The 14,050-nt window shown below is 41.3% G+C and carries 9 protein-coding genes; 1 reads left to right on the top strand and 8 read right to left on the bottom strand.

Translation table 11 applies throughout. The annotated features are described in order from the left end of the window. Nucleotides 1-32: 32 nt before the first annotated feature. From MED217_RS00505 to ileS, 3 genes are all read right to left on the bottom strand, one after another. Complete coding sequence (locus tag MED217_RS00505) at nucleotides 33-665, bottom strand: DUF4097 family beta strand repeat-containing protein (protein WP_009778498.1); 633 nt, start codon at nucleotides 663-665, stop codon at nucleotides 33-35. Nucleotides 666-733: 68 nt separating this feature from the next. Then, on the bottom strand, nucleotides 734-1,117 hold the full coding sequence (locus MED217_RS00500) for a TraR/DksA family transcriptional regulator (RefSeq protein WP_009778497.1): 384 nt from the start codon (nucleotides 1,115-1,117) through the stop codon (nucleotides 734-736). Between the two features lie 7 nt (nucleotides 1,118-1,124). Then, complete coding sequence (gene ileS, locus MED217_RS00495) at nucleotides 1,125-4,535, bottom strand: isoleucine--tRNA ligase (RefSeq protein WP_009778496.1); 3,411 nt, start codon at nucleotides 4,533-4,535, stop codon at nucleotides 1,125-1,127. Between the two features lie 304 nt (nucleotides 4,536-4,839). Here ileS and MED217_RS00490 point away from each other — a divergent pair, with 304 nt between their 5' ends. Next, entirely contained in the window at nucleotides 4,840-7,386 is a 2,547-nt protein-coding gene (locus MED217_RS00490) for a cyclic nucleotide-binding domain-containing protein (RefSeq protein WP_009778495.1), read from the top strand. A 9-nt stretch (nucleotides 7,387-7,395) separates the two neighbouring features. Here the strand turns inward: MED217_RS00490 and MED217_RS00485 are convergent, their stop codons facing one another. The 5 genes from MED217_RS00485 to porZ all read right to left on the bottom strand — a co-directional run bounded on the left by MED217_RS00485 (nucleotide 7,396) and on the right by porZ (nucleotide 13,953). Next, nucleotides 7,396-7,881 carry a hypothetical protein gene (locus MED217_RS00485; RefSeq protein WP_009778494.1) on the bottom strand — a complete coding sequence of 162 codons (486 nt, stop codon included), beginning with the start codon at nucleotides 7,879-7,881 and terminating at the stop codon, nucleotides 7,396-7,398. 196 nt (nucleotides 7,882-8,077) lie between these two features. Next, complete coding sequence (locus tag MED217_RS00480) at nucleotides 8,078-8,527, bottom strand: hypothetical protein (protein WP_009778493.1); 450 nt, start codon at nucleotides 8,525-8,527, stop codon at nucleotides 8,078-8,080. A gap of 21 nt (nucleotides 8,528-8,548) precedes the next feature. Then, on the bottom strand, nucleotides 8,549-10,954 hold the full coding sequence (locus MED217_RS00475) for a TonB-dependent receptor plug domain-containing protein (protein ID WP_009778492.1): 2,406 nt from the start codon (nucleotides 10,952-10,954) through the stop codon (nucleotides 8,549-8,551). Between the two features lie 9 nt (nucleotides 10,955-10,963). After that, nucleotides 10,964-11,680 (bottom strand): DNA repair protein RecO, encoded by a 717-nt coding sequence (gene recO, locus MED217_RS00470; RefSeq protein WP_009778491.1) that lies wholly within the window; start codon nucleotides 11,678-11,680, stop codon nucleotides 10,964-10,966. After that, complete coding sequence (porZ, locus tag MED217_RS00465) at nucleotides 11,680-13,953, bottom strand: type IX secretion system anionic LPS delivery protein PorZ (protein WP_009778490.1); 2,274 nt, start codon at nucleotides 13,951-13,953, stop codon at nucleotides 11,680-11,682. Before porZ ends, recO begins: the two co-directional genes overlap by 1 nt. Between the last annotated feature and the right edge of the window lie 97 nt (nucleotides 13,954-14,050).

Raw genomic sequence — 14,050 nt, 5'->3', positions numbered from 1 at the left:
TGCTGTATTTAAGAGCGGTAAAAATACTTAATTTATTCAGACTGGCTTACGCTTATATCGCCATCAACGGTTTTTAAAACAAGTTCATAAAGCTGAACTGGGCTTGAGGCTACGTCCACCGTTCCGTTGCGGCTAGAAGCTTTCACTTCTGTATTTTGCGTCTCAATTTCAATTGCACCTCGAAGGGTATTAACCACACCGTTTCCACTAAAATCTAAAAGGTCTACCCTTCCGCCGGAAAGATTTAAGTTTACATAACTGAACGCTCCCTGCGCTTCAACAGAAGCCAGTGAGGAATTTACCCACAATTCCTTGTTTTTGGGCAATTCAATATGCAAAACCACAGAAAGCACTTTATGTGCTGCCAATTTATCGTCAAACGCCTTAAAACCTACCGATCTTCCGGTGGTTACATATAACAATTCATTCTGAAGCCGAGTATCGATCTCAAGCGTTTCAAAGGTTTCTCCTTCAACTTCAGTACTGATGACAAGTTGGTCAGAATTTGTGGTTTTCACATAGATCTGAAAAACCTGGTCAGACTCAATAAAAATGCCTTTGAGTTGCCCTGCAGATTCTGTCAAGACCATTTGCTTTTGGGCAAATGCTGCGCTCATTGCGCAAAACAAAACCACAAACAAATTCAATGTTTTTAAGTACTTCATAAGCTGCTAGAAACAAAAAACGCTCCAGAATATTCCTGAAGCGTTTTTGTAAACAATAATGACGTGTCTTATTTCTGCATGTTCTTTGCTTCAATACTCAACGTAGCATGAGGAACTAACTTTAAACGCTCCTTATTGATAAGTTTACCGGTTACACGGCAAATACCATAAGTTTTGTTTTGAATACGGTTTAGTGCATTTCTTAAGTCACGTATAAACTTTTCTTGACGAATGGCGAGTGCAGAATTTGCCTCTTTACTCATAGTCTCACTTCCTTCTTCAAAGGCTTTAAACGTAGGAGAAGTATCGTCAGTACCATTGTTACCGTCATTCATATACGCACTTTTAATAAGGTCAAGGTCGTTCTGAGCCTTATCAATTTTCTGCTGAATGATCACGCGAAATTCTTCTAATTCCGCATCACTGTAACGTTCTTTAGTGTCTGTCGCCATGTGTTGTTTACTGTTTTTTTATAGCCAGCTTTGTTTCTACATCGTCAAATGCTATAGCTATACCGTTAGTAACTTGCTCTGCAACGTCGAGTTTTGCGGTGAGCGTTTCCATTTTAATGTATTCTAAGTTGTCGTTAACGGCTTGCTCGACCTTACCGTCACGTTGTAATTGTACTTCAATTTTATCGGTCACCTCAAATCCTGAATCTTTTCTCAAATTCTGAATTCTGTTCACCAATTCTCTTGCGATACCTTCGTTCTTCAATTCGTCTGTCAAAGTAACATCGAGTGCCACTGTAAGTGATCCACTGCTTGCAACTAACCACCCCTCAATATCTTGTGAAGTGATTTCTACGTCTTCGGGCGCCAAAGTAACACTTTTTCCATTAATGTCCACAGTGATTTCCCCCTCATTTTCAATTGTTGAGATATCCTTGGCGGTCATCGCATTAATTGCATTAGCTACCACTTTCATATCTCGACCAAAACGCGGACCTAAAACCTTAAAGTTAGGCTTGATATTTTTTACCAAAATACCCGAAGCATCATCGATCAGCTCGATCGCTTTCACATTTACTTCTGACTTGATCAGGTCTTGCACAGCCATAATTTCTTCGCGTTGTGCTTCATCAAGCACCGGAATCATAATGCGCTGCAAAGGCTGACGCACTTTGATTTTTTCTTTAGCGCGAAGCGAAAGGGTTAACGATGAGATCGTTTGTGCCTTTTGCATTTTATGCTCTAAGCTCGTGTCTATAAACGCGGTATTGCTTTCAGGGAAATCTGAGAGGTGTACACTTTCTGCAGCTTCCTTGTTGGTTAATCCATTCAGATCTTTATACAAACGATCCATAAAGAATGGAGCTACCGGCGCTCCTAATTTTGCAACGGTTACCAGACATTGATAAAGCGTTTGATAGGCTGAAATCTTATCGTGTGCATACTCGCCTTTCCAATAACGGCGGCGGCTTAAACGTACAAACCAGTTACTTAGATTTTCTTGTACAAAGTCTGAAATTGCACGTGTAGCTTTAGTAGGCTCGTATTCTGAATAGAATTTCTCTACCTGCGCGATCAACGTGTGTAATTCTGAAAGAATCCAACGGTCGATTTCCGGTCTATCTTTCCATTCAATATCAGCTTCGGCATAAGTGAAATTATCCAGATTCGCGTACAACGAAAAGAACGAATAGGTGTTATACAAGGTTCCGAAGAACTTACGCTGAATCTCTGTAATTCCGTCCAGATCAAACTTAAGGTTATCCCAAGGATTCGCGTTACTGATCATATACCAGCGCGTTGCATCAGGACCAAAAGTGTTGAGCGTCGTAAACGGATCTACCGCATTACCCAAACGCTTAGACATCTTCTGACCGTTCTTGTCTAAAACGAGTCCGTTTGAAACTACATTTTTATACGCAACGTCGTCAAAAGTCATCGTTGCGATGGCGTGAAGTGTATAGAACCAACCACGCGTTTGGTCAACACCTTCTGCGATAAAGTCGGCTTTACGCCAGGTTTCTTCAACCATTTCTTTATTCTCAAAAGGGTAGTGCCATTGCGCATACGGCATACTTCCGCTATCAAACCATACGTCAATCAAATCTGCTTCACGACGCATAGCTTTTCCGCTTGGCGAAACCAGTTTGATCTCATCAACCACATTTTTATGCAGGTCTATCAAATCATAATTTGCTTCGCTCATATCACCCGGAACAAAATCTGCAAATGGATCGCTGTCCATCACACCGGCTTTTACAGCTTTAGCAATTTTTTCTTTTAGTTCGGAAACCGAACCAATAATGATTTCCTCTTTTCCATCCTCAGTTCTCCAGATTGGCAATGGAATTCCCCAATAACGCGAGCGCGATAAATTCCAATCGTTAGCATTGGCCAGCCAGTTTCCAAAACGGCCTTCACCGGTTGCTTTTGGTTTCCAGTTTATGCCCAGATTCAACTCGTGCATACGATCACGCACATCAGTTACTTTGATGAACCAGGAATCTAACGGATAATATAAAATAGGCTTATCGGTACGCCAGCAGTTTGGATAACTGTGCACATACTTTTCAACTTTAAAGGCTTTATTTTCTTCTTTGAGTTTAATTGCGATCTCAACATCTACACTCTTCTCTGGTGCTTCGCCGTCGTCGTAATATTCGTTTTTCACATACTTGCCGCCAAACTCTTTCAGTTCAGGACGGAAACGCCCTTGCAAGTCTACAAGCGGCACCAAATTACCATTCTCATCTTTCACCAACATCGGCGGAATTTGAGGCTCGGCTTGTTTAGCCACCATCGCATCATCTGCACCAAAAGTTGGTGAGGTGTGTACGATACCGGTACCGTCTTCGGTAGTTACGAAGTCTCCCGCGATCACGCGATACGCATCCTGTGGATTGTCGTGCGGCTGCACATAATCGATCACCGGCTCATATCGCAATTCTAGCAATTCGCTTCCTTTAAATTCAGAAAGGATTTGATAAGGAATCTTTTTATCTTCTTCACTGAATTTTGCGAAATCCTCCTCACTTTCTGCAGCAAAGAATTTCTTACTGAATTGTTTTCCAACCAAAGCTTTCGCGATCACCACCTGAATAGGTTCAAACGTATATTGGTTGAAAGTCTTTACTAAAACATAGTCTATTTTCTTACCAACCGTCAAGGCTGTGTTTGAAGGCAACGTCCACGGAGTGGTCGTCCACGCCATCAAATATTTTGTTCCATCAAAAGCTGCAAGAGGAGAAGCTTTATAGGTCTCGTCTTCTATCACCTTAAACTGTGCGGTTACCGTCGTATCCGTAACATCTTGATACGTCCCGGGTTGGTTAAGTTCGTGCGAACTTAAACCGGTACCCGCTTTTGGTGAATAGGGTTGTATCGTGTAGCCTTTGTAAATAAGGCCTTGGTTGTAAATATTCTTAAGCAGCCACCATACGGTTTCCATGTATTTTGGCTTGTAGGTGATGTAGGGATCTTCCATATCTACCCAATAACCCATCTGCTCGGTAAGGTTGTTCCACACATCGGTGTAGCGCATTACCGCATTTTTACAGGCTTCGTTGTATTCTGAAACGCTGATCTTAGTACCAATATCTTCTTTGGTAATGCCCAATTCTTTCTCCACACCAAGCTCTACAGGAAGTCCGTGGGTATCCCAACCGGCCTTACGTTTTACCTGCTTTCCTTTCTGGGTTTGAAAACGGCAAAAAATATCCTTGATCGCACGTGCCATAACATGGTGAATACCAGGCATTCCGTTTGCAGATGGCGGACCTTCAAAAAAGATGTAAGGTTCGTTGCCTTCACGCGTAGAAATACTTTTTTCAAATATGTCGTTTTCCTTCCAATAGGCTAAAATTTCCTCAGCCACTTTGGGCAGGTCAAGTCCTTTATATTCAGGGAACTTTGTGCTCATGATATGCGTTTTCTAATAAGTGTGCAAAATTACGGAATTTAGATTAGAAAAAAACCTATAAAAAGAATGCCTTAACATAGTAGCAAGCTGTTGTGAAGATGCGTATTCAAAATGCCCATTTAGATTTCCGAAAAAGCAGCGCGTGCGTTATCCAAAGTGACGCATTGCCGTGTTTTATTGCCAAATCACAAAAAACAAAGATGACAAATTTCAATATTCATAAAAATGCAGCGTGAAGCAGTAACTGAAGCCGTTTTTTGAGCACAAAGCGATAATTTGTAAAGGACTTAAAACCTGCTATCTATTGAAAACACTTACTGCTACTAAAATTTCGCTTGAATTATTACAAGAGCTGTTGCCTACCGGTCAGTTGATTTCTCAACACAAAGGCGCCACACTTTGCACCATTCATAAAAAAGTAAAACACCTCTATTGGCTTATTGAAGGCAGTCTTGACTTTTACACGCAACATCAAAACGCAGAACAAGAAGTGCAGGTCGCACATAGCGACACCGTTTTTACCACAATAGGTTGGAATGGTTTTTTTGCACCGGAGCGCTATACCTTTAGCGCAAAAATTGCCAGTGAAGAAGCCACTTTTTACAAAGTGCCGATCACCGATTTTAAAGCAACTATTGCAGAAGTGAACACGCTGCTTCTCGCGGTTTGTCAAACCAACTACCAACTGCTTAAAAATGCATTGAGCAAGCAGGCTTCTTTGTTACGGCCGCAAAGTTTTCAAATTCCTAAAGACGAACACTTTTACCTGAATCCTTCCATTGAAAAGTCAGAGATCATTCACTTGATGCGGCGATCACCATTTCTTGATCAGTTTTCTGAACCTCAATTAAACAAACTCGCAAAGCTTGTTCAACGCCGTGATTATGAGCCTAACGAAATCATTTATGCGCAAGACAGCGCTTCAGAGGGTTTATACATTTTAATTCACGGCGAGGTGGCCATCAAGCGTATGGAAGGCAAAATAGACATCAGCCAGCGCAGTATTTCTAATTCCGGATTTATTTTTGGCTGGTCTTCCCTCCTCAACCTTCCTGACATTTGCAACGCCATCACCACTGAAAAAACAGCGGTATATTTTATCAATCATCTGGATTTGCACCAACTTCTGGAAGAAGATGACTCACTCAAAAAACGCTTTTACCACCGCCTCATCTGGCTTATTGGCAATCAAATCAACGCCGCGTTTATTCGATATACTTCGCTTTTAGGTAAGCACAGCATTGATGCCGTATATCAATTGATCGAAAACAACCGCTCTCGGCTTACTGTAAATTCGGGGCTGCATTCGGTATTTCATTTGTTAAAAGATCAAACCACCAAAGCGCTTGCGTATGAAACCTTGCAGAATTTAGTAACGCAGGGCTCAAGCCTAGAGCGACACATCGCATCACTGAGTCTCGAGTTTTTAAAACACGATCGGCGCGAACATCAGTTTAAAAATGCGTTGCGCTCTATTTATGAGGCTGTCGCCGAAAACAATCCTGAAACTACTCCACAACACAAACGCAAAGCTTGTGCGCAAGCTACACGCGAAGCGTTAAAACAGGTAATGGTACACGTTGAAGGTTTAGAGAATCTACCTGAGGATTCAGGGCATATTTTTATTTACAACCACTTATTGAATCATCCATTTTACACGCTGAATAATCAATTTCAGATCACATTAGACTCACATTTTATCAGCGTTTTGCTTGATGATAAATACGGTGAGCCCGGCATACGCACGGTGCGCATCGCGCAAGGTCAGGAATACGGACATCAAAATTATTATGAAAATCTAGGCTACATCAACGTATACACCAAAGAATCTGAACTGCCTGAAGCCGCTGCCAAAACCAGCAACCGCAGTATTTTTTATACAGCGGCAAGCGAATTTTTAAAAAACAAAAAGAATCTCATCATCAGTCCGGAAGGTACTTCATACACTTCTGAAGAATCTCCCGGCGCTTTTAAAACAGGCGCCTTTAACCTCGCTCTAAATCTCAAAACCGAACCACTCATCATCCCGATCGTTTTGGTAAATTTTGATAAACGCATCAACGACACCTTGTTTTACTGCAATATCCTGAAGCCTTTTAAAATGAGTGATCACGTAGCTAAAAACGATCCTGTTGTGGTCAAAGCATTTGTGGAAGACTATCAAAAAAAGTATATCGATTATGTGGCCGAAGCTCGCGAAAAAGTAAAAAGGTTGATGACCAGTACTTTTTCGGCGGTGCCGGAAGAAGAACCACCGGTAATGTGGGCTAACGAGATCAAACGCCTGCGTCGTCGTGTTGAAAAACTGAAAAATCAAGAAGATTTATACGTTTTCTACGGAAGTTCTTCGGTGCGGTTGTGGGTGCATATGCAAGAAGATCTTGCGCCCATGCACACTTTAAACCTGGGATTTGGTGGCTCTACGTATGCCTGGTGTTTGCACTATTTTGAGGAAATCTTTCAAGATGTGAATCCGTCGAAGCTAATTTTATATGCCGGAGAAAACGACATTACCCAAGGCCGCACACCACTTGAAGTTCTAGCCGATTTTAAAGAGCTTATCAAAGCGGTAAAAGCAAAATATCCTAAAGTTCCGCTGGCGGTCATCAGCTTAAAACCAAGTGTAGAACGCGCCCATCTCATCCCGCAATTTATGGAGCTTAACGAACTGCTTTCAGAATATGTGATTACCGGGTTGGATGCACAATTCATTAACGTATTCTCACAAATGATTTCGCTAGACGACAAACCCAATCCCGAACTCTATATGTCAGACGGCTTGCACCTCAACAAAAAAGGTTACATCATCTGGAGTGAGGTGATCAAGCAGGCATTGCAAAAGCCGGTTTAAAATGAAGGTTTACTCTAAAGATCTGTAAGTAATTTTACTCTGATTTTGTTCGTACCTGAAAAGTACTTTGATCTCAAAATCTCCCTTATTCCAGATGATAACGAGCGGCTTTTCTTCAAAAGTACCCTCACGAAGATCGTGTTCTGATTTTGTTAGACGTTGCTTAAATTCAGGATTAGAATCATCGATCGTTTCGCTAATCATAGAAGTATTAGTTGCCACCCAGATATGATCTGGTGCGCCATACTGTGCTACTAATGAATTGAAACTTTTAAAATTTAAAACTTCAAGCAAATGAACCGTTATTGAATGAACAACCTTTCTATCATTTTCATGAATGCTTAGACAGTTATATCTTGAATCATAAAACAACTTGTAACTTGAATCCTTTTCTAAAAAATATGTGCCATTTTGAAAAGGTTTATTTATAAACTCTTCCCCGATACAAGATGCTGCAAAAGCAATAGAGTTCCCAAGTAATGTTTCAAATTTCATTTATAATCGATTGATAAAACCCTAAAACGTATACTTCAACGCCATAATCAGATTACGTCCCGGTGCTGATATCCCAAAAGAATAAGGGCGTTAGCGCTGGTCGGTAATGTTTATCATTTAGACAAAAAACTGAAAAACTATATTTTAGATGAAATTAAACATTACCTACGGGTCTTATATTTCGCCTTAATCTAAATCATAGCATTGCTTCTACCTTTTGAATATCAGACTGGGATATCCTTAAAAGATCTTGAAGCCACAGGTGTTCACTTATATACTCTAGCCAATTATCTTGGAAATTATATCCCTTTTCTTTTAGCAGATTTACAAACCATTCCTGAAGGGTAAAATTTACGAGGCTTATAAAATCAATATATGAAGCTCCCTCAAACCATAAATTGTCAATTGTTTCCAAACTATCCTCAGTGGTTGAACCCAATGGTTCTTGAGAATAGAAATCATAAACTTGTAAAAACTTTTTTTCCAAGAGCAAACCCATTAAAATTAAGGATATACTCTTAACTTCTTGCTCTGATGCTTTAGGATAACATTCTTTTACGTTTTGTGTAAAATGGTAAATGAATTCAAACTCACAAGAACAGATATTAACTAAGTATTGGAGATATTTCAATTCTATTTGACACATTATTCAATAAATTTTAACTCTCTAAAACGTATACTTCAACGCCATAATTAAATTACGTCCGGGAGCTGAAATGCCTGAAGAATACGGGCGATACCGTTGATCTGTGATATTTTCTAAAGCGGCGGTCGCTTTCCAGTTTTGTGCGATCTGGTATTCACTGTATACATTCAACGTGTACCAGCGCGGTGAGTACGGATTACCATCAGCATCCAGCGCGTACAAATAGGCATTGCCCTGTTGCGATGGCGCGAGTTCGTCATACTCAAACTGCCCGTTATATTCTGCAGACGCGTCAAACTTCCAGCGCTTCATACGATAAATAAGGTGCGTATTTCCAAAGAGTGGTGCCGCGTGTCGCAACGGCGCTTCGCTGCCGTCCTCTTCTTCCTGACTTCCTTCGGTAACAGCGATCTGAGAAGTGAGTTTTATATTCTTGTTAAACAAATATTCTAAACCGGCTTCAACACCATAAACCTCAGCACTTGCAGCATTTTGAATTGCTTGTACATTACTTGGCTCACCTTGATAATCTACGGTTGTCGCTCCGTTTAGACTAAAATCACGACGCACAAGCGCATTGTTCAAATGCGTGTAATAGGTTGCGACATCCAGACGTAATTTTTCATCAATACGCCACGCCGCACCCAACTCGGCATTATAGGCATATTCTGCCTTGAGATCAGGATTAGGCACCACCACAGACCCGGGTTCACTATCAAAGATTTTCCCGATATCATCAATATTAGGCGCTCTAAATGCTGTGCCCAAATTCAGTTTAAGATTGAAATTTTCTGCCGTTTGCCAATTCAGGCCGGCATTTCCGGTAAAATTTCCGAAGCTTACATCTGCCTTTTCAAATGGAAAATCATAAAAAGTATCGTCAAACGTAGCATCGATCAATATATGATTGTACCGCACGCCTGTTTGCAAGGTTAAACTTTCAGCCAAATTGAACTGCCCACTTAAATAGGCTGCCAGTGATTGCCAGCTGGAATCATCTGGATAGCGGGTTGCGGTTGCTGCCTGGTCGCCGGTGTTGATATCGATTTGCTTTCCGTAGGAGCCAATTTTGTTATACACATATTCCAGCCCATAAAATAACTGATTTGAGCCCATTTTCTTAGTAAAATCAAGAGCTAAAGAATAGGCGTTCACCTGCTCTTGCGTGGTAAATAGTATTGAATCGCCAAAATCACGATCGTTTCTACTCTCTTCAAAATATTGAATTGCCGCAGTAAGCTTGGCATCGTCATAAAAATCGCCGTTTCCTTTTTTATCGATTTGAAGATTTCCCATAAACCACAACTGCGGACCGTAATACCATTCTGCAGAACGCAGCTGCCCGTTTCTGGTTCGCGTGAGCCTGTCGTAACGCGCATAGTCTGAAGTAGCGCTGTAATGCAACCCAAGATTAAAATCCCAAATACTGTTGGGCATATAGCGCACTTTTTGGGTAAGGTTGATCATATCAAAACCGGTGGGCGTTTGCACATTTGGGTCGTCATTTTCTACCACCGTATCCACACCGTTTTCAGTCACCACATATTCGGGACGCAAATAATCTTCAGGGCCGTGACTTCCCATACGCAGATCGTCAAAATCAGAATAGCTTACGCTAGTTAAAAACGCCCACTTCTTAGCACCGATATTGAAGTCGATGTGACCGGTTTTTTCATTATTGGCAGTCGCATATCGGGTAAGCGCCATTCCTGAAAATGCAGTACCTTCTTCAAAAGAAAAGGCCGGTTTTTTAGTATAAAAATTCATCACACCTCCTATTGCATCACTACCATACACCACAGATCCCGGACCTAAAATAACTTCAGTTTGATCTATCGTAAAGGGATCGATATTGATCACATTCTGAAGGTTTCCTGAGCGAAAAATAGCCGTGTTCATACGTACACCGTCTACCGTCAACAGCAATCGGTTTGTTGAAAAACCACGTATCATCGGGCTACCACCACCCAACTGACTTTTTTGAACAAAAACCTGCCCGCTCTGACTTAGAAAATCTGCAGCTGTTTGCGGATTTTTCATCTCAATATCTTCAGCATCCAGACTTACTATTTTTTGGGCGATATCTTTAGACTCCTGCTCAAATTTTGACACCGAAAGCACCACCTCGTTAAGTTGGTTCTCGTTATCTTCCAAATAAACCACATTTCCTTCAGAAACGATTGCCGCCTTTGTGGTTTTTAGCGTGATGTGGGAGACATGGGTGATAAAAATAGTTTCAGATTTTGTGAAGGCAGACACGTCAGCGTTTCCTTCTTCATCACTTACCACGTAGGTAGATCGTGCACTGTTATACAAAGCAGCATTAGTCACCGGGGATTTGGTCTGCTTGTCAAGCAGCTTTATAGTTTGCGCTTGTACAGCGACAGAGCAAAAAGTAAAAAGGAGAAAAATAAGGGGTAATCTCATAAAATACGGTTAGTTAAAAAGGGAGCTTAACACAGCCAGTGACTTTGGTTTTTTAAACCCGTGTAAATGTAATTCATAGTACGCCAAAAGCATATTTATAAAGTCTGCGCGCCTTTTTTGATTCAGTTTTATGGTAAAAAGTGCATCAAAATTTATACCCAATAGCAGTTTGAGCGTATTTAAATTTTCTTCGGAAATGCTGTAAAAATGTTCAACCGGTTCAAAAATTCCGGTTTCCAGATTAAAATGAGGCTGATGCAGCTCTGAAGTATCCGGATAAAAACCTAAATATTTTGTCAATTCTAATAAAAACAAAAGGTGAAAATTTGCCGTCTGCTCGTGTAGATCAAACCATAAAAACGCGTGCTCCAGAAACGCATATAGTGCTCGGTTCTCTTCTTCTTCCTGAATCGCATTGCGCAGCATTTCTGAAAGGAAAAGCACCACGCTTGACTTCAACACATCGGTGTGTAAACTCACGTAGGGTTGAATCACTTTAGCCTCGCGTATACTCTCGAGGGTTCCTTTGTCTTTATGCACTGCAACCAACTCTAACTGACTAGCAGGCTGAAACATCGCCGTGCGCAGTTTACCCTTTTTAGATTTTAAAATACGCTGTAAAATGTACGATTTGAGTCCGGCTTCTTCTGTAAAGCAGCGTACAATAAGGTCTGCTTCCCCATACTTAATTGCCGAAATGACTATAGCTTTTGTAGTTACCAGCATTAGCGAATGATCATAAGTTTGACGATTTTGGTCTCCACGGCATCCTCGGCAGTGATCATTATAAAATAAATCCCGGAAGCGACACGGTATCTTCCAAAAGCAGTTGTATCCCATTGAATGCTTCCACCTTCTGAAACTTCTTCATAAACCAAATTTCCGTTTAGATCGGTGATTTTCACATTGGCGTTTTCAGTTAGTCCATCGATGGTAACACTGCCGGTAAATGAGGGGCGCACAGGATTAGGAAAAACCCGCGCATTTTCCAAAGTTTCTTGCGGTGCAACTGCAGTACCCAAAAAAGAAACCAAGCCCAGAGGAGTTGCAAAATAAACTTCTCCAGAATCTTCATCAATGCTTATATCTTGAATATTATTTGAAGGAAGCGGCGAATTTGTAGTATTAAATTGTTGTAAGGTTTCCTGACCATTGGCACTGAAGTAAAACACACCGCTAGACACGGTTCCTACCCATTTATTATTGTTTCCGTCTACAGCGATGGCTCGAATAACTTGGTCATTAAGCAATTCTACAGCGCTTCCTGATTCTTCAATAATTATAGGCTGCGTTTGAATTTCGGCATTTTCAAACATCTGCGCCGGGTTAAAAAGCCGCCGGAGCCCTAAACTGGTACCAATCCATAACGCGCCATTATTATCTACAGCAAGCGACTGCACATTATCTGACGGTAAATTAGACCGTTCAGCATTGAGCAGCCTAAAGCTATTGGCATCCGGATCGTAACCGATGAGGCCTCGGTTTGAAGAACCAAAATAGATATTTCCTAATCTGCCAACCACCAATTCAGAATAGCCATTTACAGCATCAAAGTCAGGCAAAATGGAAGCGATCGAGATACCTTCAATCTGATTTCCTGTTTTGCGTGCGAGTGCATTTTCGACCAAGCTGTTGGTTAACCATAAAACACCATTTCGGTCAAAAGCAGCTCCGTTTATACGCACATCAGACGGCGCAAAAGGGATATCACTTAAGCCACTGTTGGTTTCGTCATACAGCTGCAAAGGCACTTCTTCTACAATTTCAAGGAGACCGGCGTTAAACGAACTCATAAAAACCTGAGTCTGGTCTTCAGAATTGTAAGTGATGTTGGTGATGCTGTTGGTTTCTAACAAGTCATCAAACGGAAGATTATACCAACCGGAATCCACCACAAAATGACTCAGTCCGCGCTGTTTTAATGGAAATGGATTATAAGTATCTGAATAATCACCATAGGCCACCCAAAGTTGGCCCGGCGCGGCTTCAATACTAAACGGATCATTGCGCAGTGGACCATCGGGCAACACCTGAAGCGCTGCCGTTGCATTTGATGTTGAAGAAATCAAAAGCCCATTAGCTTCAGTACCTAAATAGATTTGACCTTGAGAAGTTAATGCAACATTGTAGGTGTCTGGATATTCTGCAATAGTATTTATCGTTGTTGTCAAACTTCCGGTAAGATCATAGATCAAAACTTGGCTACCTAAACTTATGGAGAGCACATCTTCTGAAGCTGAAAAAGAAACCGGAAGTTGCGCTAAATTAGCTGCCAGGGTAAAGCTGTTTCCGTCAAAACGCTGTAAGCTTTGATCGCTTTTTACACCCCAAAGCGCATCAGCAAAAGTTTGAATACCTTCCCAACCCGTAGGATCTAAAGTTTCCCAATTTTGAAAATCGATCAGGTTATCATCGGCCACCAATGCGCGACGCAGCCCGCCATCAGGTGAAGCCGCATAGATATAATCGCCAAAGATTGCCGTTTGTTTGATATTGAGACGCGCTCCGTTATTTCCTATAAAATAAGAATCGTCAAACTCCAGACGCGAGAGATCAAATAGAGAAATGCCAAAACCTGTAGCGATATACAGCGTGTTGTCCTGCTCATCAAAACTGTTGATGCTTTTTTCTGAAGGAAGAATCGCCGGCTTATCGCGAATAGCTACCAAAGTTGTCACTGTAGCATCGGGTTGCACTACATCTATGAGTCCGGAGGCGTAGCCTACAAATAAAATACCTGTAGCGTCACTATAATGAATGGCGCTTATCGCTTCGCCCGCGAGGCCTTGCACTGTAGAAAAAAGACGCGTTTCATTGGTTTGCAAATCATAACTAAACACTGAATTTTGTGCTGCCGCATAGATTTGGGTATCGGCTTCAGCAAGGGCAGTAATGCGATTGTAAGAAAAATATGCCGTCCACGCTTCTGAATATTCCTGAGCAAAAGCACAGCAACTATTCAGCAGCAAAATAAACAGATATAAGTTTTTTTTAATCATCAACGATGCATTAGCCACAGGTTAAAAATACAATATAACCCAGAGTAAGTTTATAAAAAAAGGCTTCGGTTAACTCCCGAAGCCTTTGGCTAAATCT

The organism is Leeuwenhoekiella blandensis MED217, from assembly GCF_000152985.1.
Lineage (GTDB): Bacteria > Bacteroidota > Bacteroidia > Flavobacteriales > Flavobacteriaceae > Leeuwenhoekiella > Leeuwenhoekiella blandensis.
The sequence above is the reverse complement of the archived record's forward strand: the minus strand, read 5'-3'. Positions and strand labels throughout refer to the sequence as shown.